Raw genomic sequence first — 26,846 nt, 5'->3', positions numbered from 1 at the left:
CTCGATTTCTCGGTGGAGACGTCGTTGTAGTCCGCTTAATATCACTCGGCCTGCACGGGTCTTATGCTTGACGGTGCGCGCCCATCGAAAATAGACAAGGAAGAACCCAATGCTCCAGTTAGTCTGGCTGCGCGACCATATGCAACACAGCGACACAATGGCGCAGTGGCTGCATCGACAGTTCGCTTACGAATTCAGTGGGCAGCCATTGGCTGACTGGCAACAAGAGTTCGCTCAGGGCCAGGCTAGCTGCGACTGGCAATGCCTGATAGCGCTAGAGAATGGGCAACTGCTGGGTGGCGCGGCACTCGCCGCAGACGACCTGCCAGAACGCCCGAAAACGGGCCCTTGGCTCGCATGCGTATTCATCGCCCCGCACGCAAGGAAACGAGGCCTGGCGGAGCAACTGATCGAAGGTATCTGCAGCGAAGCAAAAAACAGGGGTACTTCACTGCTGTACCTGCACACCCATGATCGCCAAGACTATTACGCGAAACGTGGGTGGCAGGTGCTGGAGTGTTTCCAGGCCTGGGGAAAGGAGCAGTGGCTGATGACGCGCAAGCTTTGATCCCGCCTGCAAGCAGACAGGGCTCAATAGGTCATCCGATCAGGGGGATCGGATGACCAGAAGCACATCTTGTTCAGGAAGGCGTTTATCGCTCAGCCATGACCCGCTCATTCGTCGTCAAAAAAACCTCCAGAATTGCCAGTAACCATTCCGGGCGGTCTTCATGGGCTGAGTGATCTGCGAAAGGAACGTTCAGGAGCCTCGCGTTTGGCACCCTATCGGCCAGCTCTACTGCGTTGGTGCGCGAAACAATCATGTCTTCGTCGCCCCTGACCACCAGCAAGTCGGCAGTAATGTTGCCCACAGATTCGTTCGGGTAGCCTTCTTCTCCGGAGTCGAGCCAGAGCGACTTCAGTGCTCCCGTCAGCCGCTCGAAATCTGGCGCAGGATTCAGGGCCTGGTAACGATCGTAACTATGCGCAAACATCTCGCGCCAGCTCTGGGCGGTGACCTCGGCATACCTGCCACGAGCAGGATCGTCCGCGCTCAGCATCCAATGCGCGCCAATTGTTACCAGCTTCTCAATATGTACATTGTTGGCCACGGCAACCCGTAGCGCAGCGATGCCGCCATCGCTATGGCCAATAATGCTGCAACGTTCAATCCCCAAAGACCCGAGCACCGCCTCAACATCCTGCTGCAGGCGCTTGTAGCTGAGTCGTGATGAGCCAAGGGTGGACTTCCCCTGGCCCCTGCTATCAATTGCGATCAACCTGTAGGTTTGGCTCAGACGTGGCGTGATGGCATTAAACGTCTCGATATCACCAAACCCTCCATGGAGAAATACAAGGGCTGGGCCCTCCATGTTCCCCTGCTGTTCGTAGTAGAGACTTGCCTGATCTATCTCTATGTACTCGCCGTCCTGATGATTGAACGCCTGCATGCACCGTTTCCTTTATGTAATGACCGTGTCGGCTCTCAGCCTAAAACTGTACGTGCCAGTGACGATATTAAACACGTGCAATAGAGCAGCTCGTATTAACGTCTCGAATTATTGACCAGGCCTTCTATAAAGAACTCTATATGCCCTCGAGGACTGCTGGAAATTGACCAGGCATCAATTTTTTTAGCAATGGCCCTAAATGCCGTTGTGCTCTTGGAGCGAGGGAAGTTTCGGTAGACTGCTCGCTGCAAACAGGCGGCCTTGCGTATATCCTGGTCGTATGGAATTGCCCCTACATACTGCAGCGTTACGCTTAGAAAATCGTCAGTTATCCTGATCAATTTGGCGAACAGCCTTTGGCCGTCAAGCGGATTGTGCTGCATGTTGGCCAGGATCCGGAAGCGACTTATTCCGTAGTCACGATTAAGCAACTTTATGAGTGCGTAGGCATCAGCAATTGAGGTTGGCTCGTCACACACAACCAGCAAAACCTCTCGGGCTGCTCGAACGAAGGTAACTACTGATGTTCCAATACCCGAGGCAGTATCAATCACCAATACATCGAGTGTGTCAGCGACATCGCTGAAAGCCTGGATCAAGCCTGCATACTGCGCAGGCGATAAATGCGCCAAGTTCTGACTGCCTGACACGGCGTGGGCAATGCGCACTCCCCCAGGCCCTGGCATCAATATATCGGATAACTCGCAGCGTTCCTCAATTAAATCGGCAAGTGTGTACGTCGGGGTAAGCCCCAACAGAACGGCGATATTCGACAATCCCAGATCGGCTTCCAGCAATACAACCCGTTTGCCAAGTTCTGCCAATGCCAAAGACAGGTTTACAGCAACAACGGTCTTGCCCACCCCTCCCTTCCCGCTTGTAACGGCGATAACTTGTACAAAATGTCCACGCTCCATACTTTCTATTCCCATCCCTGTGTGACACGTGAGCACTTACGCAACGCGAAGGACAACTTACCAAGTCAAGCCGCCCCCCTTAATTACAAGGCTGATACCTGAAGCTGAATGTATCGCTCTCAACGGTGAAACCTGCGCCCACCTGGACCGGGTCTATTCTGAACTGACAAAAATGTCAGCATCGCACGCCAGGGGCCGAAGGGCCTCGCACTGAGGCATGATTACTGTTAGCCGACAAAATTTTTATTGTTATGGGTGGCCCTGAACCCAGAAGCGACTCAACCAGCCCTTCATTAACCGGGAGCCCAAGCAAGACGTGATCAATGCCAATTTATAAAAAAACCAAATAAAAGAAAAGTCATATACACCAAAATTCATTTTATAACGTCACCAAGCCAGTTGAGTGGCGCCAGCAATCCGTCAAAGCAAAAAACCAGAACAAACAATCGTCAGCGCTATATATAGAAGACATAAAATCAAGAAAATTTGCAGCCAGCCGAATGGCGCCAACAACCCGTCAAGCCATAATAAAAAGTGTAAAAATATTTTTTGAAATGGTTACAGACGAACGGTTTCAGCACTATCATTTGCTCCGGAATTTTTCCCTGGTTACGCCAATACGATCAGTGAATATCCCACACGCCCATTCATAAACTCGAAACAGGCAGCTGCAGACATTATATTAACCTGGCCAACGAAGGCATTTATAACAACGTGCCTGCATCGCTAAACCACTACCGAGCTGACACACCCAGCCACCTAAAGCTCAGCAACCCTTTTATAACCACATCAAGAACACCAGAGAGCATACAGACATGAACGGACTAATGTCATCGGTGAACAGCCATCGCCCCCATAACCTACTGAATCATTTTTCAGCGCATTAAATGACACAACAGGCGAGCTTTACCAAATCAAGGCAGATATATGAGCAAACTATTTAAACGCGATTGGATGTGGGCTTATCGCAAGATGCGCAGCCTTCTGTGCTCCAGACTAACCTCTGCTTATAGAGCCACCCTGTATGCTATTCGAGGTGATACCGGGGCTTTTTACAACAGCCGTACTTGGCAGAAGATTCGTATCCGCCGATAACCCCTACTCTTTCGACTTATTCAAGACCGGGTCACTCAAGCCGTAATGTTGACGGGTAATCCTTGATAAAAGCGCTTTCGGCCGTAAAAAGGATATGGCAAACGAGTTGCACAAGACATTCGCAAGTTCGTTATTGTCCAAGCCAACCTTTTTATCGCGCCGATCGCCAACCGGTTGCGGAATGCGTACGGCCAGCCGATGTGCGGCCAGGCCCCCATGTCGCTGGCGTTCGGAGGATCTAAAGTAAGTGCTGCGCCGTGACGGGGATTTAAATCTCTCAAAAAATACAAAACGTACTTAATAATTGAACTAGCGCAGAAGTGAGAGTCCAAGAAAACTCAGATAATTTTCCTGGATAGCTTAGAAACATGAAGATCAAAAAGCAGGAAGAAGGATGAACGCCAGCAAGACTCACGGCTGGGTATGGGCATATCGAAAAATTCGAGGACTGCAATGCACACCACTGACCTCCGCCTACAGGGCCACCCTGTATGTGATACGAGGCGATACGGGAGCATTTAACAACGATGTGAGCTGGCAAAAGATCCGTATCCGGCGCTAACCCATCATGAAAAGCAACGAAGTGATAAGCATGGTCTCCCCAAACGGTAGGCAACCCGTGCAGGCATCACTGTCGCGACTTATCAGCTACTTTCGGCTGTTTCCATAGCAGCCGAACCTATCACCTGCATGTTGGGAGGCGTCCCGACCAACAACTCGCGCACTACCTCGATGGCACGGGGCTCAGGTAACCTGCGCCTGATTATCGGTGATCCAAACAGTCAATGGATGAAGTCATGAACAGGACCTTTTGTGTCGTGTTAAGCCTTTCGATTATTGCTTCGTCACTAACGGCGTGCGCCACACCTGCGGCCAAGGCGCCCATCAGCGGGCCGCAGATTTATGGCTACACCTTATATAAGCCGCTCTCCAGCGATGAACTCAACGCGCTCACCAATACCGGTTTCGAAACGCTCGCGGGGGCCAGGGTATTTCAACGGGATGATGGGCACAGCGGTGAAATCAACGTGTTCCTGGATAGCCGAAATCGCCCCAGCGTGATCAACAAGACTAGCCGCGTGTTCACCAGTGAGGGCGAATGCAAGTCCGAGCTCAAGACGCAGATGAGCGACCTGCAACAAAATATCGACAGCCACAACAACACGATCGCTCAGTCGGAGAGAGATACGCATACACCGAGAGGACGCTATGTCAGCCTCAGTCACGAAGCATGCCGCGTTCACCAAGGTGACCAGGCCGAACACTATCGTTATGCCCTAAGCGTGTCCAAGCGTCAGGAACCCGCGACCTCGACATCAGGATTGGGAAAGAAGGTCGACGACGCCTACACGGGAGCCTGGATGACCGTGTTCATGGTTGTGCTGTCGCCGTTCGTGCTGATTGGCGCAGCAGTTAGCAAGGCGATCGACTGACCACTGCATACACCGCCCCCATTGATGGTCATACCGTCATGAAGCTCATTGGCTCTGTACGGTGAATTGCGCATAAAAATGCAAGAAGACTCTTCGGTTGTGATTGCCACAAGGAAAGTCACTCGCGCAACCCTGTCTAAGCAGAACACAGCCCAGGGGTAGACTTGGCGTATGAAGCCCTTAACATGCCGTGCTTTAAACGCCCCCTCAAGGAAGACGTTACTCATGAACAAAGCGCTTTACTGGCTTCGATTGGCGGCCTCGTTACCGATATACGCCGTAGCCATTTTGATATGGGTCCAAGTTTCGAAAACCGTTTTCAAGTCTGCCGTGCTGGTTTTTACGACGCATTTGACACCCTATCGATTCGGAGAAGTGCTGGGCGTCTGGCTATTTTGCGTGCTCTCGGCAAGTATTGCCTACGGTATGTGGCTGCTTGGAAGATACGTGCGGACTTCACGCTTCAGAGTGCAGCCCAAGCCGTCGTCGACCGATCTTCCTTAATCGCTTACATCTTGTCTTCGGCGTAGATCGACCCACCGATGATCGCCCCCACAATCGTCTGTAACAGGCCTGCTCGCTTGATACGCACTCTATCCGGCGCGTAATGCGCCTGAGGTGGGGGTTTTGCAAAAGTTTTGCAAATCGCAGACAACAAAAAAGGGCCCACCTTTCGGTGAGCCCTTCTAGACCGCCCAGCAGAGCGGATTTTGTTTGGTAGGCGCGATTGGACTCGAACCAACGACCCCCACCATGTCAAGGTCTGCTTGAGCAAGCTGCAAGCCTTGGTGCTCTTGGGTTTCACAGAACGCCCATTCACATTATGAGGCGTTAAAAATGGCCAATTTCCGCTTACTTCCATCCGGCAACTGGAACGCCCAGGTACGAGTCAAAGGTAAATCTCCCCAATCCAAAACCTTCAGCACCAGAGCTGAAGCAGAGTCATGGGCTAGCCAGATTGAAGCCGTGACGATGGATCGCAAGCACCACACCATCTATACGCTGGGCATGACCTACTGCGAAACCATGCTCAAAGGTAAAGGCAGCTATCAACACGCACTAAAGGTAGTTGAGCACCTCGGCAGACATTTCACCCAGCCAATCCAAGACATCACTCCGAAGATGATCAACGACTTCAAAATCATGTGATTGAAGAGGTGAAACCTTCAACGTGCAGGATACAGCTCGCTTTCATGTCTCGACTTTACCGATTCGCAAAGCGCGAATTGCTGATCAACATTCACAACCCGGTGAGCGACAGAGGCGACACCCCCTTTGGTGCAGCAAGCCCGCAGAATAGACGAGAGCTTGCCGTTGCCGCTGCTTTGACCTTGATCCAGTCCAAGGTTTTAAACTCAAGCGGCCCTGCCCAGCTTGAATGGGAGCTGGATAATCTGGGCAAATATGCCGATCAGATACAGGCCGCGCTTGAGGTTGAATGAGCGGAGGGACGAGAAATGCCAACGCGCAGCTACAAGCCGCGCGCAGGCACTGACTGACAGCTCAGCTCATGACATCAAGCGGCCGCCCCCACTCGTGGAAGCTGACGCATGCTCTCGATGACCTGGTTTGCCAATGGTGTAACCACAACAAGGGCATTCGGTACCCAGATACGCGGGCGGGCCGGCGCGCCGACGAACCAGATGCTCTCCTTGCCGCCAAAACTCTCATGCGCACCGGCCATGCTCGGCAAGATAGTGATCGCATGCCTGCCCCGCTCACCTGTCACGTCCAGCTCGACCCTGCCGTCATCGCTCATGACATACCTGGACTGGTAGTAGCCCGTGGCTGCAACAATGGTGTCAAAGCCATGCACCTCCCCACCCCAACTGACATTCCATGCATTGGGGCGCCTGTCCGAGTAATCCATCGCGCTGATTTCACCGCCCTCTACGCAGAGAACACCGTCTTCAATGTACTTCAACAGTTTGCGGGCGTTGGGCAGTGCGAGTGCCGTAATGTACCTGTAAAGCAGACGCTCGAAGCGAGGGTGGAAAGAGCCGTCGAAATAGACGTCTTCCTTGTTGTGCACGCCGTTAATGGCATGCATGAAATCAACAACGTATTCCTGCCACTGGCTATCACCACTCTCTGCAATTTCGACTTCTTCCTTCAACCTGCCGAGAACAGTCGATGAATAGGAGAACTGCTGACTCCAGTCTTTGCCAATGTTCTGGCGCAATACCTTGGAGAAGTATTTGACGTACCTATAGTGCAGCGAAGGACTGTACGTCTTGCAGCCCTCCTCCCCTGGCGCCATGACGGATGCGATGTCTTCGCCAACGAATGCTGCCTTTGGGCTGCGCATGAAACGCGCACGTACGGCGGGGAACTCTCCCGACGGGGACAGCATGGTCACTTGATGCCCGTCGCGACAGAGAACGATCGCACTGTCGATGGCCGACAGTTTGCTACCCATCACAAGCACACGGGATTTTTCAGGAATCATCGCCAGCATGCTGGCTTCAGGGTACGGATTCTTGATGAAGCTCGAATGGTTGAAAAAAGGTTGCGCAACAAGCGGTAAACGAGGCGGCCCAAAGCCCGTGCAGAACACCACATCAGTGACCATCAGAGATGAGGACGGCACCTGAGGGGAGTCAACAAACTCCAGTTCATAGCGGCGGTGGCCATGAATTTTCAGGGCCTTGAACGTACTCGATACATATTTGACGACCACCCCCTGCTCCCGCGCCATGGCGGAATACTGCACAAAGCGGTTCGCCAGGTATCGGCCCACCAAAAACCGCGGCACAAAGCTCTCGGCCGTAGAGGCGTAGCCTTCGCAACTCAAGTGTTCAAGAAAATCCAGGGGCACGTCGTGCAACACCGACATGGTATCAACCGAGGTATTACAGAGAATGTCGCGATCCGTATTCGAGAATGCTGTTCCCGGGCCGACGGGGTGCGGATCGACCATATAGATGGTTCGCGCAACACCCGCCCTGACCGCAGCGATGAAAGTCGCAACGCCGGCAGCTCCGGCACCGACTATGGCAAGTCTATTCATGGGATTGCCTCTGAAAAGAGTAAGAACGCAGTGGCTGACCACACAGGCAAAGCCGCATTGATCATTTGCCAATGCGGCTTTACGCACGATTCACTACACCGCGCATGCCTCGATAATTGATACGTAGCAGCCCGTATCAATAGTGCGGTTCAAGCGCATATCGGCGCTTGCCAACAACTGTTCGAACTCTTTTTTGGTCCGCTCCCTGCCGCCTTCGTAGATACCCATGCACAACAGGTCCATCAACTTCCCGGAGTGCGGCGTGTTTCCCTCCGGAATGAGGGGATCCATGATGAGGATGCGTGCGCCGGGGTTCATGGCTTTGCGGATGTTCTTCAGGATCAGCGATGCCTGCTCATCAGGCCAGTCATGCATGATGTACTTGAGAAGATAAATATCCGCCTTCGGTGCGGACTTGAAGAAATCACCCGAACTCAGCTCCCACCGGGAGTTGTCTGCCAGCTCACCCAAGCGGTTCCTTTCCAGAACGTGCGGCTGGTCGTACAAGATTCCGTGGAGACTGGGATTGGTCTGCAGCACACGCAGCAGCAAACCGCCAAAGCCTCCCGCAATATCCGCAACTGTGGCTCCGTCAGGGAACTCATAACTGCGCACCAGGAAAATGTTCTCCACTTCCGACATGGAGGACATGCCGACGTGAAAATCCTCTGCCTGGGCACCAGCCTGCGACCAGTACTCGAAAAAGGATTTGCCATACAGGTGCCTGAACGGGGGATTACCACGGGCACTCTCGATCAGTTCACCGATGGGCCGCCAGAACGTCTCATCGGTAAGCATCAGCACAGCAGAACGCAGTGAATGATCAGCATCGGTACGCAGATAATCTGCCGCCGGCGTGAGCTCAAAAACACCGGGCTCAACCTCGCGAAAAATATCCCGTGTTGCAGTAACTCGCAGCAATCGCTGCAACTTCTGAGGCTCCGCGCCCACGGCCTGCGCCAGATCCACCACTGACTTTGGCCCGTCGGCCAGATAATCGGCGACCCCAAGTTGTGCTACTGCCCGTAGGGCTGCCTGATAGGTATAACCCATCGTTTGATCCAGCAAGTGAAGTGCAGCATCTTCGTTCTTGAGTACCAACTGTGATTGTATTTGCTTCGTCATATATACCTCTATCCTTGAGTATTAATGAACTGCGTATCTTTGAATTAAAGATGCAATGCTTATTCGGCTTTTCCAAAGCCTGCTTACCTGCAGGGAGCCGGAGTGTAGTGCCACGAATAACAAACGCAAGTTTGTAATTACATCTATTCAGGAAGCACAGCACCCAACGGGCCCGCACTATGATTTCTTTCCGATAAATGGCTAAGCTCACCTGATTTATGACAGTTGTAATAAAAACAACGTACACAGATGGCGAGTTTCTCTTGCAACGCCCGTTGTAAACTGCCCACTTCGAAAATTCACAACTACACTGACGCTCACACCGCGCACGCGAACAAAGCATGGTGATAGCGAACGTGGTTTTCATGCGGGTAATCATTGTGTTGGCGGCTATCGGGGCTCTAGCGTAGACAATTCATTAAGCCCTCACCCCCAGTACAACGGCGTCAGTTCTTCAGGTGTTTATACATTCGGAAAACCCGAACCCCGGTCAACGTTTCTTTTATCCACACACAAGAGGGCCCAGCCATTGGCAAACAACACAGCTCTGTAAAAGCAGTATCAGCGTTACTACCCTCCTAGTTTAAACAGGCAGCTTGCACACGCCTGTAACTTAAAAACCTTCAATAAAAACAAGAAGCCCGGCCGCCGACGGACTTCACGTTCAATACAATAACCCCCTCTTCACAGAGACAGAAAGTGCAGAACACAAATTACCTCAACCCTTCGTTCTTTTCGTAAGCCCGATAACCATAAAGACGCACCCAGGTATCCAGATTCCGGGTATTGAAGTGGCGAGACCTACAGCAGACAGCGAGACCCCGACTACGAATAATGGCTGTTTGAATGCATTTTCCATAACGCAAAATCTCCCCCAAAAATTAACCTTATTTATTAACAGCGTGAGCACAGAACCAGCATAGAGCAACGGAGAAACCTCGTAGATGAGCCCGCGCAAGTCGGCTTGCGCCTTCTGCGAAACAATGCAGGCGTCATTCAAGCCCGGCGTTCCCCGGGCAAAGTGACCATACAGCGGGATGGCTACGCAGAGTAGCTGCACGCAAATAAATCTGCAGAAAACAGTGCAAGTTAGCGCGACCGAGCTTCACTTACCTATAAAGGTTCTTACTGAACAACCAGCGCCAACGACAGCCTGTCGCTAACTGCCCGATCCCTCACGGGAGGTCGCATCGGAGTGTGATCTGAGTAGCCAACGGCCGACATACGCCAGCCAGATCGTACTCCGATGCGTACACATCACTGCAAGCCAGTCCGCCATCATCCCGGGCCGCGCCGCGCCAGGTGCCTTCATCAGCTCATATATTCACGATCGACGCCCTGAAGGCGGTGGTCGCGCCTGACGCTGGAAACACTCCACCAGTCAGCAACGTCATGGGTCTGTTCGGGTATCTAAAACACGAACTGAACAAGCTAAATCTGGCCTGGCCTGCATGCACTTCGTTGAGGGTGCTACGGCGACCAGTCGTGGAGCTCCCGGAGGCATCGATATAGATTACTTGAGCGGCTTATTCACAGAGCCCTGCATCGACAACAACAGCTATAGCGAGCATTGGGCGTTCTGAAGCGGGGGTTTTGCAAATCGCAGACAACAAAAAAGGGCCCACCTTTCGGTGAGCCCTTCTAGACCGCCCAGCAGAGCGGATTTTGTTTGGTAGGCGCGATTGGACTCGAACCAACGACCCCCACCATGTCAAGGTTGAACGTCGACAGATCGTAACTACTTGAAATATAAAGAAAATACTGATTATTTACTGTATCTGAAACGATGAGTATTACCCTATAAGAATCAATTACTTAGCGCTGTATTTTGCTACAGCAGTAGCTCTCCTCAAAGGACGACAAGAAGCCGATGGTATGACATTGAACTTACACTAAGTTTGATCGGGGTTAAGGGCCTTCAGTAAATCGACATCCTTATCCTGCGCCCAACCCCAGCAGTGAACCATATTGGAGGTACTTAACATCCACACAAGACTCTAAATCACAGTATTTTCATGAACATACAAATGGTAATCACGGGCAGTAGCGGCTGCTATGTGTAATTCCATTTTCAGCGTTGGAATCAAGTACCCTAGAACGTGTAGCATGGAAAGTCCCCATACAAGACAATAAATAAAGGAATCTCCGGATGAAAAAACTAGCCCTATCTATGCTCGCATTCACCTTGGTTGGCTGCGCCGCGCCACCTAGGCAAGCACCGATGACCCTCTACCGATACCCAATGAGTGAAAATGCTGCTCTGCTTGCCCACACGATGGCAAGTCACAACCTGAAAGACCCGGAAAGTGCAAAATTCCGTGACACTTTTTTCGTGACTTCAGATGCTAGAGGAGAAGCCCGGGATAAATCGAAAGACTCTTGGTGTATTGAAATAAATGGTAAAAATGGCTACGGCGCTTACGCTGGATATACTTGGGCTCTGGTTCCAGCGGGCGGTAGGTCAGTGATCATGGGAACTTCGCCAGTTGCTGCAATGGCAAATACAATTTGCTCATCCGCAATCTTCCCAACCGCGGGATAGTACCCACTAAGAGATTATTTGACGGATTCTGAATTATACTCTCCCCTATTATGTCAAAGGTGCAAAGCTAAGATGGTCGTGGATCCCTGCATGACCATCCGGACCTTCAGCTCTCCCTCCTTACAATGCCATCCAGACTAAGAACCAAAATCTTCAGCATCAGTAACTTCGTAAAGTATAGGTAAACATTCCTCACGCGATGACTTTCTCCTCATTTATACAGATATACAAATTCGCCTTCCATAGCAGTACGTATTAAGAAATGTTATTCCCACATGATCGTGTGCGAGCTTCATAGACTATTTCAATACATGAAAATATCACCGTACCTTTCATGATGTCACCGTCGACGGACACCTGGTAAACACTCGGCGCACAAATACTGAAAAAATCGTCGATTTAGATGGGTTCCACCGTGTAATCTGCGGCCAGCGGTGGGAACCGACTGAAAGCTTGAAAAAGTAGAGAGGTAGGCATTTCTTCAGTCGAATCTGAGAACGATAGAATTATTCTATTATGACTACTTGCACCCTAGAAATTATAAGCAAAAAAAAAACCGCTGCGTTAGCAGCGGTTTTTTTCACAGGGTACATCAAGCAGCTTTGGCATTCTCTTCCACAGGCAGCTGCTTATCCAGCTCCTTTAAAAGTCCTGCGATCTTGATGAATTCGGCCTGCATTTGCTTAGTGGCGATGCGGATCATCATCTCTTTGCTCATAGGATAAAACTCCGGCTATCTAGCGAAATAATTTGTAATTTCAATTCGGCCTCGTCTTCCCGCTCAATTGCCCGAGCAATTGCCTCAACGTGGTCTGTGTACTCATGGGCCTTTTCAGCAGTAAAACCATCCGCTGTAGGGGCACCCATTTCCTGCAGTTTTTCAATCAAACCGCAGACTGCTCTCAAGCTGAGAGCGATTTCTCGAATCGATGGCGTACCTTCTTTCAAAGCAGCCAGAGAGAAAACGTTGCATTTCTGAAGCACTCTGTTTGCCACATGCATAACAGCTTCAAGGGCTTCGTCGACCGTTTCAGGCAGCAATCCACTAGGAAGTAACTCTGTAAAATCGTTCATTTTTCGCCTTACTGATCTATACGACCGGCAGGCACGAACGTTTAAACACCCATTCCTTGGCCTGATTCGGGACATGGATTCTACCAGTGCAACCCGTAGTGTCAATATGGCTTCATTGTTTACGCCCCCCCTTTTGGCTACCTTTCGTCACCTCATCAGGGCTAATTCGATTCAATCAATACGTACTAACTATGACAGTGGGTATAGCTAACGTTCATTTTTTTTGCAAATGCATTCGATGATTTTTTTTAATCGATCAAAACCTGACCAAGCTCTTACCACACTTTACCTCCAAGGAGGGGCCTGAAGAGTTATTTAGTTTTGTTTGCTGCAGCCCGAGCACGCCTGGCAGACAAAGCCTCACTGATTTACGCCAACATCGGGCCAATGATCGGCAGGGTCTCCAGCTCCGAAGCGGCGCCGCTGATTTCACTGATCGCCCCGTTTACCGGCCCCATCATCCCGTCCAGGCTTCGCCGCCCTGCCTCCCCTGCAGTGGCCAGGTAACTGACGGTGCTTTGCATCTGCTCCATGTAGGCCATATCCCCTCCTTACCCGATATGCGGGGCGTCGTATAACTTGCGGTCATTGGCCCGGCGGGCGTTGTCTTCCATCTGCCGGGCGAAGTCATTCAACTGGCCCTGCATCATGGGTTGCAGCTTGCGCATCAGCTCGTCGGGGTCTTTCACATCCCCCTCAATGGTGATGGGCATATGCGGGGCAAAGGTGAACGTTTGATCAATCGGCGCCGGCTTGGCCTCCGACTTGAGCATCAGCGGCGACGGGGCTTGCGAGCTGCCCGCCTTCGCGCTCATCGAGCGCACTACATCACCCGGCTCTGCATCGTTGCCAAACAGCGACTTGGCAAACGACGTTTTGCCGAACATACCGCCCACGGTCTCGCCACCCATGCCCCCCAGAAACGCGCCGACCAGACCACCCATTGCCGTGCCGATGATCGGCACCACCGAGCCGATCGCGGCGCCGGCTGCAGCACCACCGTAGCCCTCGGCCTTTTCTTCGGCGGTCTTGGCCGTGGTGTAGGTGTCAAAGGCCTTGATGCCCGCCTCAAATAGCGAGCCGGCAGGGATGGCTTTCCCCGCCTTGCTGATAGTGCCCACGGCGTTCATCAATCGAGCGCCCAAACGCGGCGGTACGGGTGGCGGTGCCGGCGGGCGTGGCGGCCCTCGGCGCCGCGATCGACGACCACCGCGACCTCCACCACCCGGGCCACCGCCGCCGATTTCCCGGGTGTTGACCACAAAGACCTTTTGCGGCTCGGAGCTTTCACCGTCGTCACCGCCCTTGGCCTCCCGGATCACATCGAGCAGCTTCAGGCCTGTTTCTACCGGGTCCAGCTTGGTATCTGCAGCACCTTCACCCTCTCCCCCGTCATCCTTGCGGCCCATCAGCGCATTGAGGCCTGCCGAGACCAGCGACTTGACCGCGTCCCCCTTGCCGTCCCCGTCATCGTCACCGCCGCCCAGTGCGTCCTTGGCGTTGGTGACAAAGACCGACTGCACGCCGGCACGACCTGCACCGCCACCACCGCCCAACCCGCCCCGGGCCAGATTGACCAGCCCCTGGCCAATCTTGAGCGCGCCCAGCGTCGTGTTTACAAAGGTCTTGAGCTTGCCCAAGTCCTTGCCGACCTCGATCCGCTCTGGCGCCATACGGTTTCGAGTTCAGGGACCAACACCTGACAAGGCATCGCTTACACCACAGTTATTCGGCGTTCAAGCTTGCCAACGGACACTTTCACTGCTGCACCTGGCTTGCCGGGTGCATCGGGAAAACAACCGGGAAGACATCATGGAATCGACAATCGTAGACGGTGCATGGAAAGGCCACCTCGGCCGAGGCCTTGCGCCGCGAGAACTGCAATTCGTGCTTTCAGTTGCCCAAGGACTGACCGCCAAAGAGATCGCCAGTGCGTTCGGCATTGCACCGGGCACAGTGGTCAAACGACTGGCCTGCGCCATGTACAAGCTCGGCGTTCACCGCCAGGGCGCGATGGTTGCCGAAGCGATGCGCCGGCAGATCATCACCCCGCTCTGCTTGTTACTGGCCGGCCTGATAGCAATGCATGCAGCTACAGATAGCCAAATGTCACGCCGCGACCGCCGCCCCTCAGAACGCCGCTTTGCGGAAATGCGTCTGGTACGACGCGCCGAAGCGCTTGAGCTGACCGTCTAACCCGAATCAACCAGCGCCACGACAGCCTGTCGCTAACTGCCTAAGCCCTTGGTACTCCCCAGCACCAGGTCGTATCGGTCTGATCTTCGGCATATTCCGACCAGAGTACAGACCGATGCGGACGCCAACCCAGCAGTCGCTGGACACCTGCATCACCCCTTCCCTGCTGACGCCAAAAACGGAGGATTCAGCCATGTCCAAGTAAACAAAGACGGGCACGCCCGCACAGCCAGGCTCTTACATACGGTGGTGTTTTAAGAGTGCAACACAGCACGGTTTCGACTGGGCTTTTTAATACCTGCGTTTATCCGTCAGCACTCCCTTGCGCGGCCATCGGCAAACAGCTCGATACCTGAGTGCTGACGAATAACCGTAACCCTGTCGAGGATCGACCATGCATATATCTTTCGCCAAGCGCTACGCAATTCTTGAAGGGTTGCGCGAACGCACACGCCAGGCCACTGCCGAGTTCTACCAAAAGCCCGGTGTTCAACCGCCGCCACTGGCACCGCTGATCATCGTGCGCCCAAGCGGGAACAACACTTTCTCGCTGATTAATCGGGCTACTGGCGTGGTAGTAGCCGAACGCTTCGGCCACAACAATGCCACCAAGCACGCCCAGGAACTGGAAGCCAAAGCAGCTCAGTTCGACATAAAGCAATTCGGCAAACTCCTGCAAAATTGGGCATTACGCATCGGCGCAATACTGGCCGTGTTTGTTTTCTTCGGCAGTCATCTGTGAAAAGCAAAAATATCTTAATAAAACACCGCATTAGCCAAATCTAATATCAGCACATTTAGCTCTATCCAAAAACTTGCCAATAGCAAAAGATAATACGCAAATCCAGCGGGACAAATGCGCCAAAGATAAGAAGGGGCTTGCATACATTGGCGCGAACAAACTGACCATCATCCCCCCACAATGGAAACTGCCCTGATCGTGCTTGTCAGGCTCCACTATTTTGAGGCGTAGCAAGAAACGTTCAGCACCCTCACAATCAACTTGGTCGCAGCCCACCCGAAAAGCCTGCCTGTGTCGCGATATACTCCTTGCTAACTAAATAGCAGTTGCAATAGCTTGATTAACTCACCAAGACCGACAACCTATATCCAAAAGCATACTATGAGTATCGACAGGCCACCTCTTTGCATAAAGTTATTTGCCGCTTCAAAAGCTCTAAGCATGATGTACTTATTCCACGTTGATAAGCATAAAACATGATTACATCGTTCGTAGGACGTATATAATTTTTTACCTTTAAATCAAGCATCTCGACAGAGTGCCGCGCCTCAAAGATCGAGCACACAAGAACACTATCTGGAAGTGTCAGAACATCTATTTTATCTAGCATCACAATAACCTTTTTAAGCCCCGATCTAACTTCAGCCCCACTAATTGTACCCTCACCTGCCCTGGGTTCGTGCTGAACAACTCGCAGAACATACTCAAGCAACCCAATGATGGCGAAGCATTTTGCGAGATCCTGCCCTCTGCTTTCTGCTTCGGATCTCTTACTTTGCCGCCCTGCTATCCACCACGCAGCCCATATGGAAATAATTGCGCCGACGGCCTGAACCCAGCTAGCTATATCAGCACTATCTAGCTCAAAAACTCTAACCATCAGCGCAATAAGATAAATAGCAAACAGGAACAAGCAAACACTCTGAGCAGAGCACCATTCCTGAAAAAAAGACTTAAAGCTTATCCAATGCATTTCTTGTCGCCCCGTGAAATTCCGGCGGCAAATATAACTGGTCCCTTCCACTAATTACACACCATATCTGACCCTAGAGGTCGCATTATCAACTCGAAAGTCGAGATTCATCATGACCATCACCTACGGCTCTGTGTGCTCCGGCATCGAGGCCGCAACGCAAGCGTGGCACCCTCTGGGCATGCGCGCTGCTTGGTTCGCCGAGATAGAAGCGTTTCCCTCAGCAGTCTTGGCACATCACTACCCCAGCGTGCCGAATTACGGAGACATGGCCCGCCTTGCAGCATTAGTGTTAGCCGGCAAAGTCCCTGCACCCGACGTACTCGTAGGAGGCACACCATGCCAAGCCTTTTCGGTCGCGGGCATGCGCAAAGGCCTTACTGACCCACGCGGCGCTCTCACTATCAAATATGCGGAGCTTGCAGATGCAATTGACTATGTTCGAGCCAATAGCGGTAAACCTACCTCCATCATCGTCTGGGAAAACGTTCCCGGCGTCCTCAGCGACAAAGACAACGCCTTCGGATGCTTTCTTGGCGCGCTTGCTGGGGAAAACGGCGAGCTGCAGCCTCCAGGGAAAAGATGGGAGAACGCTGGTTGTGTGTATGGCCCCAAGAGAACAATCGCATGGCGGATCTTGGACGCCCAATATTTCGGCTTGGCCCAACGACGCCGTCGCGTGTTCCTTATTGCAAGTGCTAGAGACGGGTTTGATCCCCTCAAGGTACTTTTTGAGCACGAGGGCTCTCGCCGGGATTGCCCGCCGAGACGGACACCGAAGCACACACTTCATCCTACTCTCACGGCACAAGGGGGAGGCTCTCTCGATGACCGAGAGGCATATGTATTGGAGCCCCAAGGCGTACGCCGAACCAGCATAATCGAGTGGGAGCGATGCCAAGGCTTCATTGATAATTACACTCGAATTCCTTGGCGGGGCAGGCCTGCTAGTGAGTGCCCCGACGGCCTACGCTATAAGGCCGTTGGAAACAGCAAAGCTGTGACTATTATGAGATGGATTGGTGAGCGCTTAAAAACCCAAGGAAATCTAAACACACAACATCCTTGAACCACCAAAACTCTACTACTCATATTCCGGATGCATGGCGGGCTTAACCACAGTTGAAGCGAATGGATACATCAAATTATCACCATCCACCAAAACATAATCCCAACCATCCAAAGTAACAGAATCCGTATCACCTTCAGCAAATGAAAGCTCAACCTGACACTCTAGAATTTTATTAAAACTTTTGGTATGTATTTCTTTTTGATAGGTAGGATTCGTATCACGCTCAGAAAGATAACCCAAATACTCCCCAGCCTTAGAGTACTCAACAGAAACTTTAAACTCAAAATCGACACCATGCACAGAACCACCTGCGTCAGCATGGAAGACCCTTTCATTTACAGGATGAAGTTCACCTACAGAATATTTGTAATCATATATCTTCTCCCCCCCATCTAGCACCACTCCGAAATCCTGAATATCCACCCATTCTTTAGTAATTTTCAAGAATGTATGCTTTACAGCGCCATAGGCTCTTTCAGCAAAAATTATTGGTTCCTCACGCACCGAAAGAGTGAGAGCACTGACAATCTCTTCAAGACTTCCCGACCAAAATAGATCAACGTGATCTTCACAATATGCGCGCATATCGTTATCAGTGCTAACGACGTGTATTCTGATGTTATTTTCAGCTGCATGCGCCCTTAGCGCCTCTAGAACGAAAGCATCTCTAAACTCATCAGGTTTCTTTTCTGAAAACGGAGGAAGAATAGAAAAGTACCTTTCAAATACCTTTTCAGCGGAGCCCACATCAACAGATACAACCTCGACATTTTTAGCTGATAGAAAATACTCAAACCCTGCAACCAACTCATCCTCAATTTCCTTGGCCGAAACAGCATTAAATATAATCGACGAAGAAAACGAAGGTATATTTCGTAAAACCTTACCCTTAGTTCTAAAAGACTGCGCAGCGCTTGCCGCCTCCTTGGATTGGACCCTCAAGTGCCGCTTAACTTCCGCAACAGTTATACTGGTTAAAATTAGATTAGCCTGATCCAAATTTAAAAGCCGTGTAAGGGCTTCAAGATCCCTCAATAAAAACTGAAAGTTATTAGAATGATAAATACTTGAGTCTATAAATAAATATCTAGAACGAAGAAAAAAATCATCATTTATAAGCTTCACAGACACCACTCACAACCAGCAAAAAGGACATGATATATGCATTAATGGCAACACTACAAATACCCTACAGCAATCAAGCCAAAGTATCTAAGCTGCGCGCAAGGAATAAATAATGACCGCAAAACCCATCGGCGCGTGCATTGACGCCCGCTGCACACGCTGCGGTGCCCGCAACATGCAAATCACCGAAGAATTTATTGGTTCAGGCAACTACGAGGTGCAGGCCGGCAAGGTTAGCGCCTTGACGTCTGTCGACTCGCTTAAACCTACTGGCCGCCTTTTCGGCCGTTGCCGCCAATGTGGTCACGACTGGGTATTCCGTAAAAACCCACTCGCCCCCTAGCCCACCATCGCCCCACTAGGGGAAAGGAATCAGACATGGCAAAGATCTTTGCTCAGATCACTGCCCGCCTCCCTCGCTTGATGGAGGCGGGTGAATACAGAAAACTGCGTTACGCAGGCGGCAAGCCGAGCTTGCAACAACTCAAAAAATGGATAGAGGAAGGCGAAGTGTTGGGGGAGGTAAAAGGCGGGATGTATTTCGTAGACCTGCAGGCAGCAATTATGGGCTCGAACGATCCACTGCTCGCTCAGATGATGGAGCTTGGGTAATGGCTTCCCGGCCACGCAGCATCAAGAACCGCAGCTTCCCCCCAACCTCTACCCCAACGGCAAATACTGGCGGTACCGCAATCCCATCACCGGCCTGATGACCAGCATTAACCGCCCGCTCGAAGACGCCATCAAGCTGGCCAGGGCTGCCAACGCAAAGCTGGCCCCTGTGATGGCCGGTGACGGTGAGTTGCTCATGATCCTGACAGGCGATCGCCTGCCCACGATGCGCAACCTGGTTGAGCGCTTTGAGGCCGAATGGCTGAAAGACCGTGGCTATGCCGCCCGTACTCTGGTTGAGATCCAGTTCAAGCTTGAGCGCTACCGGCAGGACTTGGGAGATCAGTTGGTCGGCCAGCTCGATGTGCTTAGCATCGCGGAGTACCTGGATGGCTTCAGTAACAACGCTTACACCAAGCACCGCGGTTTGTTGATCCAGATTTTTGCCTTCGCGGTGGCCAAGGGTTTGGCTGAGCGCAACGTGGCCGAGCTGACGCTGATCAAAAAAGAAGCAGAGAAGAAGCGTCAGCGACACACGCTGGCGGGCCTGATGACGATTGTGGACGCGGACACCACGCCAATCTGGTTGAAGCGCGCTATCCGCCTGGCGCTGGCCAGCCTGCAGCGACGTGACGATATCGTTTCGTGGCTCAAGTCCGCAGTCGACCTTGAGAACAACACGATCAAGGTTTCGCCCGGCAAGACCCAGGGCTATGACAACCCGATTCATTTACAGATCAAGATGGGTAAAGCCCTACGGGAGGTTGTGAGCGAGTGTTTGCGCTCCCCCGTGGCTTCGCCCTACCCGATCCATTACAGACCCAAGGCGCGCAAGCGCGAGCAGATAGCCGCCAAGGATCACTGGACCTCGGTCACTCCGAACTATCTGAGCAACGAGTTCAGCAAGGCCCGGGACGGGGCGCATGCGTATGACCATATTCCGGCCACCGAGCGGCCCACCTTTCACGAGATACGCGCTTTGGGTGCTTGGCTATATGAGCAGCAAAATTTCCCGCAGGAATACATCCAGGCACTGATGGGTCACGCGGACGCGAAGATGACCAAACACTATCAGGATGGGCACACAGAGAAAGGTATCGAGTACCTGGAGGTGGGAGCTGATCTGGCGTTCTGAAGCGGGGGTTTTGCAAATCGCAGACAACAAAAAAGGGCCCACCTTTCGGTGAGCCCTTCTAGACCGCCCAGCAGAGCGGATTTTGTTTGGTAGGCGCGATTGGACTCGAACCAACGACCCCCACCATGTCAAGGTGGTGCTCTAACCAACTGAGCTACGTGCCTGCTGTGGGGTCGCATTCTATAGATTTGCGGAGGGGTGTCAACACCTTTTTTGCAGCTAACCCTATGAATAGTCGAATTATTTATTTTCACCGCAAAAAAGCTCATCCGCCGGTAGCTGGCGGGCGGTTTTCAACTCAGGTAGCATCGGCCGCACTCGTAAAAAATATAAAACAGAGGCTGCAGAATGTCGAACACTCCCTATCCCCAGTCCTACTATGCGGCTTCAGCTAATCCGACTCCTGAACGCCCTGCCCTGCAGGGTGAGGTCGAGACGGATGTCTGTGTAATCGGCGCTGGCTATACCGGGCTGTCGAGTGCGCTGTTTTTGCTGGAGGCCGGTTTCAAGGTCACTGTGCTGGAAGCCGCAAAGGTGGGGTTCGGCGCTTCCGGACGCAATGGCGGGCAGATCGTTAATAGTTACAGCCGCGATATAGATGTGATCGAGCGCACTGTGGGGGCCAAGCAGGCGCAGTTGCTGGGGCAGATGGCCTTTGAAGGCGCCAAGATCATTCGTGAACGCGTGGCCAAGTATCAGATCCAGTGCGACTTGAAAGACGGCGGTGTGTTTGCAGCGATCACCGCCAAGCAGATGGGCCATCTGGAAGCACAAAAAAAACTCTGGGAGCGTTATGGCAACACGCATCTGGAGTTGCTGGATCAGCGCCGGATTCGTGAGGTTGTGGACTGCGATCAGTATCAGGGGGGGCTGCTGGACATGAGCGGCGGGCATATTCACCCGCTGAATCTGGCGCTGGGCGAGGCCGCCGCCGTTGAGTCGCTGGGCGGTACGATTTACGAGCAGTCACCGGCGATTCGGATTGAGCGCGGTGCCAATCCTGTGGTGCATACGCCACAAGGCAAGGTGCGCGCCAAGTTCATCATCGTCGCGGGCAATGCTTATCTGGGTAATCTGGTACCCGAACTGGCGTCCAAATCCATGCCGTGCGGTACTCAGGTAATCACCACCGAACCGTTGAGCGAAGAACTGGCCAAAACCCTGTTGCCGCAGGATTACTGCGTCGAAGACTGTAACTACCTGCTCGATTACTATCGCCTGTCCGGCGACAAGCGCCTGATCTTCGGCGGCGGCGTGGTGTATGGCGCGCGGGACCCGGCCAACATTGAAGCGATTATCCGGCCAAAAATGCTCAAGGCTTTCCCGCAGCTCAAGGACGTGAAAATTGACTACGCATGGACGGGTAACTTCCTGCTGACGCTGTCACGCCTGCCTCAGGTTGGCCGTATCGGTGACAACATTTATTACTCGCAGGGTTGCAGCGGTCACGGAGTGACTTACACCCATCTGGCAGGCAAAGTGCTGGCCGAGGCCTTGCGCGGCCAAGCAGAGCGCTTTGATGCGTTTGCCGACTTGCCGCACTATCCTTTCCCCGGCGGACAGCTGCTGCGTACACCACTGACCGCTTTGGGCGCGTGGTACTACAGCCTGCGGGACAAGTTCGGGTTTTAACCCATTGTGGGAACGGGCTTGCTCACGATAGGCGCGACGCGATCCTTCAGTGAAACCGCGTTGTTTACATCGCGAGCAAGCCCGCTCCCACAGAGTTTGTCTATTTATTGGATTCAAGGGTCTTGATGGCGGTGGCCCCGGCCTGCTCCTGTCCCGAGCGGGACAGGTCATTAGCCGCTTTCAACCAGCGCGCCTTGTCGACATTGGCCGGCAATTGTGTCGGCGACAGGATCAGTACCGCCCAGCCTCCGGCATCTTTCCAGGCCGACTCGAACGTGTTGATGTTCATCAGTCGCCGCCGCTCCATGCCCGCACGCAGCATTACCGTACGCTTGGCGCGGTTATAACCTACAAGCATCGCGTAGCGCGGCTCGGACCAGAGCGTGCCATCGCTGAAACGCAGCATGACCGGATAGCCTGCAGCGACTTGGGTCAAGAGCGCAGAAAGCGACGAGTCCAACGGATAGACCATCAACCCGTAGCCAGCAGCCAGTTGCTCCATATTGCCTTGCAATGCAGCTTCGGCGCCCGGCAGCTTAAGCGGTTTGATCAAAAGACCCGGGGTAATTCTGACCCGTTGCTCACCGAGCATCCCGGCCAATGTTTGCGGGCCGCCTTGATTGGCATTACCGCGAAAAAAGGGTACGCCATTGAGCTCGACCCGTTCAGGCAAACGCTGAATTTGCGGAGACTCAACACTAGCGCATCCCGCCATCACCAATACCAGGAACCCTGTCAGCAACAGTCGCGCTGATCTCAACCCAGTCACTCCCTGCATATTCCCTCGCCTTGAATGAGTGTCGGACCATCAGGCCCGCCAAGGGTGACGATCATAGGGTGCCAACAGGACGAGGTATAGCCTTTAGCCACAGCACTATCGTTGAGATAGAGCAAAATGGTTAGTCCAGCACGACCTTCGGTCAATAGACTGCAACACTGCTGAGGCTAGACTGTCCATTGCTTGGCGTGTGTTTGAGCCCGTTGGGGGCAAAGGAGGCACTGATGAGCCCGATACTCACGATTGTCCTGCTGATCACCGGCTGGCTGACTGTCGCTGGCGCTATGCTCTGGGGCCTGATGCGCATTAGCCGCCATCACCACCCGCAGGTGCAGCCAAAACCGCAAGACACCCCTGAAAAACCGGTAGCTGGCGCAGCAAACGCCCATTAAACAAAAAGCCGCCCACCCCAAACAGGGTGGACGGCTTTTTAGCAGTTACTTACGCTTACTTCACCAGGGCAGCCTGGCGTTTTTCCCGAATCTGGCGCGCCACAATGTTCAGTGTTTCAACAGTGGCCGAGAACGCCATCGCCGCATACACGTAGCCTTTAGGTACATGGGCACCGAAGCCTTCGGCGATCAGGGTCATACCGATCATGATCAGGAAGGCCAGCGCCAGCATCACCACGGTCGGGTTGTCATTGATGAATTTGGCCAGAGGCTCCGAAGCCAGCAACATCACCATTACCGCGACCACTACTGCAATCACCATGATTGGCAAGTGTTCGGTCATGCCGACTGCGGTAATGATGCTGTCGATGGAGAACACCAGGTCCAGCATCAAAATCTGCCCGATGGCCGCCGCAAAACCCAAGGTTACTTTCGACGACACGCTCTCGGTCTTTTCTTCCGGTTGCGGGGTCATGCTGTGGTGGATTTCACTGGTGGCTTTCCATACCAGGAACAGACCACCGGCAATCAGAATCATGTCCTTCCACGAAAAGGCCTTGCCCAGCACTTCAAACACTGGCGTGGTCAACTGAACAATGTAGGCGATAGTACCCAGCAGACCCAGGCGTAAAATCAGCGCCATGCCGATACCGATACGACGTGCCTTGGTGCGGTATTGCTCAGGCAGTTTGTTGGTCAAAATCGAGATAAAGATCAGGTTATCGATGCCCAGCACGATTTCCATCACGATCAACGTGGCCAAGGCAACCCAGGCTGCGGGGCTGGCAGCCAGTTGTAAAAGATATTCCATAGGTGTGTTCGGACTCTGCAGTAGGACGCGTTAAATGGCTTTGGATGAGTCTTTGTTTTCTTGTTCAGGCTGCTCTTTTTCAACCAGCCCGCCAGTGGCATCACTAAGCGCCTGTTCAGCCGCCTTGTGCGTGTCATCAATCGCCTGTTTGGCGGACTCAGCGGTTTTGCTCAACATTTGTTGGGCAGCTTTTTCTGCCTGATCGCAACCGCTCATCAGCACCAGGCCCGACACCAACAACACGGCAACAGCAGATTTTTTAATGTTCATGGTCTCTTTCCTCTCTAAACCGACGGCCACCGGGGTGGCTTGCGCATAACGCGGGATTCTAGAGAATCAAACACTTCAGTAAAATTCGTATTTTTAAGCGCTATACTTCGGTTTTTACGAACTGTTGATGCGCCGATGCTTAATTACCGCCAACTTCACTACTTTTGGGTCGTTGCCAAAACCGGCAGTATCGTTCGCGCCTGCGAACAACTCAATCTCACGCCGCAGACAATCAGCGGGCAAATCAGCCTGCTGGAAGATACCTATGGCCTGCCATTGTTTCGCCGGGTCGGCCGCCAGTTGGAGTTAACCGAAACCGGGCGTCAGGTGCTGCCCTATGCCGAGCAGATCTTTCAGCTCGGCAGCGAGCTGGAAAGCATGCTGCGCATGGCGCCCAAGGAGCAACAAATTCTGTTTCGGGTTGGCGTGGCCGATGTGGTGCCCAAGTCGATTGTGTATCGTTTGATCGCACCCACCATGGAGCTCAACGAGCCGATCCGTATTACCTGTCGTGAAGACAAACTCGATCGGCTACTGGCGGACCTTGCGATTCAACGTCTGGATCTGGTGATTTCCGACAGCCCTATGCCCTCTCACCTCGACATCAAGGGCTTTAGCCAAAAACTGGGCGAGTGCGGCATCAGCTTTTTTGCCGCACCGACACTCGCCAAAGATTACACCGAGAACTTCCCGCACTGCCTGCAAGGCGCCCCGCTGCTGATCCCTGGCCCCGAGACCGTACTGCGCAGCCGCTTGCTGCGCTGGCTGGCCGAGCAGCAAATACAACCGCGGATCGTGGGCGAATTTGATGACAGCGCACTGATGCAGGCCTTCGGCCAATCCGGAATCGGTGTATTTATCGCCCCCAGCGTGATTGCTCAGGAGGTGATGCGCCAGTTTGACGTTGAGCTGATCGGTCACACCGAAGCGGTCACTGAATCGTTTTACGCCATCACCGTCGAACGCAAAATCCGCCACCCCGGCATCGTTGCGATTACCGAGGGAGCCAGGCGCGAGCTGTTTACCCCGCGTTAGCGCACACAGGGCGAGGCTTGGCGGACATCAACAACAGCGCCAGCAGAATCGCTATCAGAATAAACCCGGCGGCGACGAACCCCAGGCTGCCCAAACCATAGTTATCGATCACGCGCCCACCGACCATCGCGCCCAGGCCAATCCCGAGATTGCCCCCGGCAATGTTCAGCGACGCAGCAAATGCCGGGGCATGGGGCGCGGCTTTCATCAACCGCACGTGACTGACCAGAAACATCGCCGCCTGCGTCACACCCCAAATACCCATCGCCGCAGCAAGGCCCAGGGTCGAGTGAATACTCGGCACCAGCGCCACCAGGCCGCCAATCATAAAGGCACAAAACACCATCGAAGCAATCAGCGGATGACGGTCCACCATGCGTCCGCCCAACGAGTTGCCGATCAATCCGACCGCACCAAAACCCATCAGACACCAACCCACCAGGGTGCCGTCAAAACCCGCCAACCGCTCAAGGATGTCGGCCAGGTAGGTGTAAGCCGTGAACATGCCGCTAAACACCAGCACCGACAATACGATATGGCCAATCATCAGCGGGCTGCGCAACAAACCAAATTGTGAGCGCAGGGTGACGACTTCCTTGACCGTTCGGGTCGTGGGTAAGTAGATCCACAGCAGCAAGGCCTTGGCCAGTGCTACCACCGCCAGAATGCCGAAGGCACTGCGCCAGCCCCACGCATCGGAGATCAAGGTGCCTACAGGGATACCAAATACTGTCGCACAGACAATTCCGAAACCAATTTTGGCAATCGCCCGCCCGGCGTAATCCGGGCCTACGATGTCTACCGCTGTTTCGCTGGCCAGGGCCCAGAACACCGGCAAACCCAACGCGGGTAACAGTCGAGCAAATGCCATCACCCAAATATTCGGCGCCAACGCCGCCACGGTGTTGGCGAAGGCGAACATCAGCAAAATAGTAATAAACAGCCGCTTGCGTGGAAAACGCGCAAAGTACGCGGTCAAAAATGGCCCAAGGGCGGCTACGGTGAAGGCGAACAGGGTCACCAGCAAACCGGCCTGGGGCACGCTGACCTCAAGGTCACGGGCAATCGACGGCAGCAGGCCGACAATGATGAACTCGGTAGTGAGCACGGTAAAACCGGCCGCAGACAGCAGCAGGATGGGCAACAGCATGAATAACTCCAGAGACAACGAGGCCAGCGAAAGCCCAGGGGCCCGCTGATTTGAAGAAGAATGGGGATGAGTGATAGTAACAGAGTGCTTCTACGCGAAGCCACGTTACCCTCGATAGAAGCCCGCCATGAGATGTGGCAGATTGCCCCTGCTTAAGAATGCACCTACATCACTATGTTAAAGTTCGCCCCCCGCCGTGGTTTTAGTCACACAGACGTGTTCAGCACGCAAGACCAGCCCCGGCCGCTGACTCTGCTTTAATCAAAACGTTTAACC

At 53.1% G+C, this 26,846-nt stretch carries 24 protein-coding genes, 2 tRNA genes and 4 pseudogenes; 14 read left to right on the top strand and 16 right to left on the bottom strand.

What is annotated here, in order from left to right:
* Positions 1-109 precede the first annotated feature (109 nt).
* Positions 110-568 carry a GNAT family N-acetyltransferase gene (locus U5A05_RS09115; RefSeq protein ID WP_261741785.1) on the top strand — a complete coding sequence of 153 codons (459 nt, stop codon included), beginning with the start codon at positions 110-112 and terminating at the stop codon, positions 566-568.
* 85 nt (positions 569-653) lie between these two features.
* Here the strand turns inward: U5A05_RS09115 and U5A05_RS09110 are convergent, their stop codons facing one another.
* Together U5A05_RS09110 and U5A05_RS09105 are read right to left on the bottom strand one after the other, a co-directional pair.
* Positions 654-1,451 carry an alpha/beta fold hydrolase gene (locus U5A05_RS09110; protein ID WP_321836158.1) on the bottom strand — a complete coding sequence of 266 codons (798 nt, stop codon included), beginning with the start codon at positions 1,449-1,451 and terminating at the stop codon, positions 654-656.
* 95 nt (positions 1,452-1,546) lie between these two features.
* Positions 1,547-2,368, bottom strand: a complete 822-nt coding sequence (locus tag U5A05_RS09105) for a MinD/ParA family protein (protein WP_321836157.1) — start codon at positions 2,366-2,368, stop codon at positions 1,547-1,549.
* Between the two features lie 1,892 nt (positions 2,369-4,260).
* On the opposite strand from U5A05_RS09105, the gene U5A05_RS09100 reads away from it, so the two are divergent.
* The gene (locus U5A05_RS09100) at positions 4,261-4,896 is read left to right on the top strand and encodes a hypothetical protein (protein ID WP_321836156.1); all 636 of its coding nucleotides are present in this window, start codon (positions 4,261-4,263) and stop codon (positions 4,894-4,896) included.
* 715 nt (positions 4,897-5,611) lie between these two features.
* Here the strand turns inward: U5A05_RS09100 and U5A05_RS09095 are convergent.
* Positions 5,612-5,682 (bottom strand) — tRNA-Val (locus U5A05_RS09095).
* 51 nt (positions 5,683-5,733) lie between these two features.
* On the opposite strand from U5A05_RS09095, the pseudogene U5A05_RS09090 reads away from it, so the two are divergent.
* Positions 5,734-6,155: pseudogene (locus tag U5A05_RS09090) on the top strand (tyrosine-type recombinase/integrase); the annotation flags it as partial.
* A 257-nt stretch (positions 6,156-6,412) separates the two neighbouring features.
* On the opposite strand, the gene U5A05_RS09085 reads toward U5A05_RS09090, so the two are convergent.
* The gene (locus U5A05_RS09085) at positions 6,413-7,906 is read right to left on the bottom strand and encodes an FAD/NAD(P)-binding protein (protein WP_321836155.1); all 1,494 of its coding nucleotides are present in this window, start codon (positions 7,904-7,906) and stop codon (positions 6,413-6,415) included.
* A 93-nt stretch (positions 7,907-7,999) separates the two neighbouring features.
* Positions 8,000-9,031, bottom strand: a complete 1,032-nt coding sequence (locus U5A05_RS09080) for an acetylserotonin O-methyltransferase (RefSeq protein WP_261741777.1) — start codon at positions 9,029-9,031, stop codon at positions 8,000-8,002.
* Between the two features lie 1,350 nt (positions 9,032-10,381).
* On the opposite strand from U5A05_RS09080, the pseudogene U5A05_RS09075 reads away from it, so the two are divergent.
* Both U5A05_RS09075 and U5A05_RS09070 read left to right on the top strand, forming a co-directional pair.
* Positions 10,382-10,593 (top strand): annotated as a pseudogene (locus tag U5A05_RS09075) (alkene reductase); the annotation flags it as partial.
* Positions 10,594-11,180: 587 nt separating this feature from the next.
* Positions 11,181-11,573, top strand: coding sequence for a hypothetical protein (locus tag U5A05_RS09070; RefSeq protein WP_321836154.1), 393 nt, complete (start codon positions 11,181-11,183; stop codon positions 11,571-11,573).
* 592 nt (positions 11,574-12,165) lie between these two features.
* On the opposite strand, the gene U5A05_RS09065 is transcribed toward U5A05_RS09070, so the two are convergent.
* The 4 genes and pseudogenes from U5A05_RS09065 to U5A05_RS09050 all read right to left on the bottom strand — a co-directional run bounded on the left by U5A05_RS09065 (position 12,166) and on the right by U5A05_RS09050 (position 14,320).
* On the bottom strand, positions 12,166-12,291 hold the full coding sequence (locus U5A05_RS09065; RefSeq protein ID WP_321836153.1) for a hypothetical protein: 126 nt from the start codon (positions 12,289-12,291) through the stop codon (positions 12,166-12,168).
* The gene (locus tag U5A05_RS09060; RefSeq protein ID WP_321836152.1) at positions 12,288-12,647 is read right to left on the bottom strand and encodes a hypothetical protein; all 360 of its coding nucleotides are present in this window, start codon (positions 12,645-12,647) and stop codon (positions 12,288-12,290) included. The genes U5A05_RS09065 and U5A05_RS09060 overlap by 4 nt, the downstream gene beginning before the upstream one ends.
* 374 nt (positions 12,648-13,021) lie before the next feature.
* Positions 13,022-13,189 (bottom strand): annotated as a pseudogene (locus U5A05_RS09055) (phage tail protein); the annotation flags it as partial.
* 9 nt (positions 13,190-13,198) lie between these two features.
* Positions 13,199-14,320 (bottom strand): hypothetical protein, encoded by a 1,122-nt coding sequence (locus U5A05_RS09050; protein WP_321836151.1) that lies wholly within the window; start codon positions 14,318-14,320, stop codon positions 13,199-13,201.
* Positions 14,321-14,459: 139 nt separating this feature from the next.
* On the opposite strand from U5A05_RS09050, the gene U5A05_RS09045 reads away from it, so the two are divergent.
* Positions 14,460-14,843 (top strand): LuxR C-terminal-related transcriptional regulator, encoded by a 384-nt coding sequence (locus tag U5A05_RS09045; RefSeq protein ID WP_321836150.1) that lies wholly within the window; start codon positions 14,460-14,462, stop codon positions 14,841-14,843.
* 394 nt (positions 14,844-15,237) lie between these two features.
* Positions 15,238-15,585 (top strand): hypothetical protein, encoded by a 348-nt coding sequence (locus U5A05_RS09040; RefSeq protein ID WP_321836149.1) that lies wholly within the window; start codon positions 15,238-15,240, stop codon positions 15,583-15,585.
* Positions 15,586-15,964: 379 nt separating this feature from the next.
* Here the strand turns inward: U5A05_RS09040 and U5A05_RS09035 are convergent, their stop codons facing one another.
* A complete protein-coding gene (locus tag U5A05_RS09035; RefSeq protein ID WP_321836148.1) occupies positions 15,965-16,609 on the bottom strand; it encodes a hypothetical protein in 645 nt (214 codons plus the stop codon).
* Positions 16,610-16,670: 61 nt separating this feature from the next.
* Between U5A05_RS09035 and U5A05_RS09030 the strand changes: the two are divergent.
* A pseudogene (locus tag U5A05_RS09030) lies at positions 16,671-17,330 on the top strand (DNA cytosine methyltransferase); the annotation flags it as partial.
* A gap of 312 nt (positions 17,331-17,642) precedes the next feature.
* Here the strand turns inward: U5A05_RS09030 and U5A05_RS09025 are convergent.
* On the bottom strand, positions 17,643-18,755 hold the full coding sequence (locus tag U5A05_RS09025; protein ID WP_321836146.1) for a PIN domain-containing protein: 1,113 nt from the start codon (positions 18,753-18,755) through the stop codon (positions 17,643-17,645).
* Between the two features lie 112 nt (positions 18,756-18,867).
* Here U5A05_RS09025 and U5A05_RS09020 point away from each other — a divergent pair, with 112 nt between their 5' ends.
* From U5A05_RS09020 to U5A05_RS09010, 3 genes are read left to right on the top strand one after another with little or no spacing between them, the layout of a single operon-like run.
* Positions 18,868-19,098 carry a hypothetical protein gene (locus tag U5A05_RS09020; RefSeq protein ID WP_321836145.1) on the top strand — a complete coding sequence of 77 codons (231 nt, stop codon included), beginning with the start codon at positions 18,868-18,870 and terminating at the stop codon, positions 19,096-19,098.
* A 35-nt stretch (positions 19,099-19,133) separates the two neighbouring features.
* Positions 19,134-19,367 (top strand): hypothetical protein, encoded by a 234-nt coding sequence (locus U5A05_RS09015; RefSeq protein WP_321836144.1) that lies wholly within the window; start codon positions 19,134-19,136, stop codon positions 19,365-19,367.
* Positions 19,360-20,502: a tyrosine-type recombinase/integrase gene (locus U5A05_RS09010; RefSeq protein ID WP_321836143.1), complete on the top strand. Its 1,143-nt coding sequence runs from the start codon at positions 19,360-19,362 to the stop codon at positions 20,500-20,502. Before U5A05_RS09015 ends, U5A05_RS09010 begins: the two co-directional genes overlap by 8 nt.
* Positions 20,503-20,589: 87 nt before the next feature.
* On the opposite strand, the gene U5A05_RS09005 is transcribed toward U5A05_RS09010, so the two are convergent.
* Positions 20,590-20,666: transfer RNA gene (locus tag U5A05_RS09005), tRNA-Val, on the bottom strand.
* Positions 20,667-20,850: 184 nt separating this feature from the next.
* On the opposite strand from U5A05_RS09005, the gene U5A05_RS09000 reads away from it, so the two are divergent.
* Entirely contained in the window at positions 20,851-22,134 is a 1,284-nt protein-coding gene (locus U5A05_RS09000; RefSeq protein ID WP_261741776.1) for an NAD(P)/FAD-dependent oxidoreductase, read from the top strand.
* Between the two features lie 100 nt (positions 22,135-22,234).
* On the opposite strand, the gene U5A05_RS08995 is transcribed toward U5A05_RS09000, so the two are convergent.
* Positions 22,235-22,912, bottom strand: coding sequence for a peptidase C39 family protein (locus tag U5A05_RS08995; RefSeq protein ID WP_321836142.1), 678 nt, complete (start codon positions 22,910-22,912; stop codon positions 22,235-22,237).
* Between the two features lie 224 nt (positions 22,913-23,136).
* Here U5A05_RS08995 and U5A05_RS08990 point away from each other — a divergent pair, with 224 nt between their 5' ends.
* On the top strand, positions 23,137-23,304 hold the full coding sequence (locus tag U5A05_RS08990; RefSeq protein ID WP_261741774.1) for a hypothetical protein: 168 nt from the start codon (positions 23,137-23,139) through the stop codon (positions 23,302-23,304).
* Positions 23,305-23,359: 55 nt separating this feature from the next.
* Here U5A05_RS08990 and U5A05_RS08985 read toward each other — a convergent pair whose 3' ends face one another.
* Together U5A05_RS08985 and U5A05_RS08980 are read right to left on the bottom strand one after the other, a co-directional pair.
* On the bottom strand, positions 23,360-24,115 hold the full coding sequence (locus U5A05_RS08985; RefSeq protein WP_261741773.1) for a TerC family protein: 756 nt from the start codon (positions 24,113-24,115) through the stop codon (positions 23,360-23,362).
* Between the two features lie 30 nt (positions 24,116-24,145).
* Positions 24,146-24,385 (bottom strand): hypothetical protein, encoded by a 240-nt coding sequence (locus U5A05_RS08980; RefSeq protein WP_261741772.1) that lies wholly within the window; start codon positions 24,383-24,385, stop codon positions 24,146-24,148.
* A gap of 135 nt (positions 24,386-24,520) precedes the next feature.
* Here U5A05_RS08980 and nhaR point away from each other — a divergent pair, with 135 nt between their 5' ends.
* On the top strand, positions 24,521-25,420 hold the full coding sequence (gene nhaR / locus U5A05_RS08975) for a transcriptional activator NhaR (RefSeq protein WP_321836141.1): 900 nt from the start codon (positions 24,521-24,523) through the stop codon (positions 25,418-25,420).
* Here the strand turns inward: nhaR and U5A05_RS08970 are convergent.
* Entirely contained in the window at positions 25,407-26,570 is a 1,164-nt protein-coding gene (locus U5A05_RS08970) for an MFS transporter (protein WP_321836140.1), read from the bottom strand. The two genes, nhaR and U5A05_RS08970, sit on opposite strands and share 14 nt — an antisense overlap.
* Positions 26,571-26,846 lie beyond the last annotated feature (276 nt).

Source organism: Pseudomonas kulmbachensis, assembly GCF_963681935.1.
GTDB lineage: Bacteria > Pseudomonadota > Gammaproteobacteria > Pseudomonadales > Pseudomonadaceae > Aquipseudomonas > Aquipseudomonas kulmbachensis.
This window is presented reverse-complemented; position numbering and strand designations above follow the sequence as displayed.

What these genes read in the sequence shown, in the direction of transcription:
- U5A05_RS09100 (WP_321836156.1), top strand. Translation starts at nt 4,261, where the DNA reads ATGAACAGGACCTTTTGTGTCGTGTTAAGCCTTTCGATTATTGCTTCG.
- nhaR (WP_321836141.1), top strand. Translation starts at nt 24,521, where the DNA reads ATGCTTAATTACCGCCAACTTCACTACTTTTGGGTCGTTGCCAAAACC.
- U5A05_RS09080 (WP_261741777.1), bottom strand. Translation starts at nt 9,031, where the DNA reads ATGACGAAGCAAATACAATCACAGTTGGTACTCAAGAACGAAGATGCT.
- U5A05_RS08990 (WP_261741774.1), top strand. Translation starts at nt 23,137, where the DNA reads ATGAGCCCGATACTCACGATTGTCCTGCTGATCACCGGCTGGCTGACT.
- U5A05_RS08985 (WP_261741773.1), bottom strand. Translation starts at nt 24,115, where the DNA reads ATGGAATATCTTTTACAACTGGCTGCCAGCCCCGCAGCCTGGGTTGCC.
- U5A05_RS09060 (WP_321836152.1), bottom strand. Translation starts at nt 12,647, where the DNA reads ATGAACGATTTTACAGAGTTACTTCCTAGTGGATTGCTGCCTGAAACG.
- U5A05_RS09015 (WP_321836144.1), top strand. Translation starts at nt 19,134, where the DNA reads ATGGCAAAGATCTTTGCTCAGATCACTGCCCGCCTCCCTCGCTTGATG.
- U5A05_RS09050 (WP_321836151.1), bottom strand. Translation starts at nt 14,320, where the DNA reads ATGGCGCCAGAGCGGATCGAGGTCGGCAAGGACTTGGGCAAGCTCAAG.
- U5A05_RS09115 (WP_261741785.1), top strand. Translation starts at nt 110, where the DNA reads ATGCTCCAGTTAGTCTGGCTGCGCGACCATATGCAACACAGCGACACA.
- U5A05_RS09000 (WP_261741776.1), top strand. Translation starts at nt 20,851, where the DNA reads ATGTCGAACACTCCCTATCCCCAGTCCTACTATGCGGCTTCAGCTAAT.
- U5A05_RS09070 (WP_321836154.1), top strand. Translation starts at nt 11,181, where the DNA reads ATGAAAAAACTAGCCCTATCTATGCTCGCATTCACCTTGGTTGGCTGC.
- U5A05_RS08970 (WP_321836140.1), bottom strand. Translation starts at nt 26,570, where the DNA reads ATGCTGTTGCCCATCCTGCTGCTGTCTGCGGCCGGTTTTACCGTGCTC.
- U5A05_RS09040 (WP_321836149.1), top strand. Translation starts at nt 15,238, where the DNA reads ATGCATATATCTTTCGCCAAGCGCTACGCAATTCTTGAAGGGTTGCGC.
- U5A05_RS09085 (WP_321836155.1), bottom strand. Translation starts at nt 7,906, where the DNA reads ATGAATAGACTTGCCATAGTCGGTGCCGGAGCTGCCGGCGTTGCGACT.
- U5A05_RS08995 (WP_321836142.1), bottom strand. Translation starts at nt 22,912, where the DNA reads ATGCAGGGAGTGACTGGGTTGAGATCAGCGCGACTGTTGCTGACAGGG.
- U5A05_RS09065 (WP_321836153.1), bottom strand. Translation starts at nt 12,291, where the DNA reads ATGAGCAAAGAGATGATGATCCGCATCGCCACTAAGCAAATGCAGGCC.
- U5A05_RS09020 (WP_321836145.1), top strand. Translation starts at nt 18,868, where the DNA reads ATGACCGCAAAACCCATCGGCGCGTGCATTGACGCCCGCTGCACACGC.
- U5A05_RS08980 (WP_261741772.1), bottom strand. Translation starts at nt 24,385, where the DNA reads ATGAACATTAAAAAATCTGCTGTTGCCGTGTTGTTGGTGTCGGGCCTG.
- U5A05_RS09045 (WP_321836150.1), top strand. Translation starts at nt 14,460, where the DNA reads ATGGAATCGACAATCGTAGACGGTGCATGGAAAGGCCACCTCGGCCGA.
- U5A05_RS09105 (WP_321836157.1), bottom strand. Translation starts at nt 2,368, where the DNA reads ATGGAGCGTGGACATTTTGTACAAGTTATCGCCGTTACAAGCGGGAAG.
- U5A05_RS09110 (WP_321836158.1), bottom strand. Translation starts at nt 1,451, where the DNA reads ATGCAGGCGTTCAATCATCAGGACGGCGAGTACATAGAGATAGATCAG.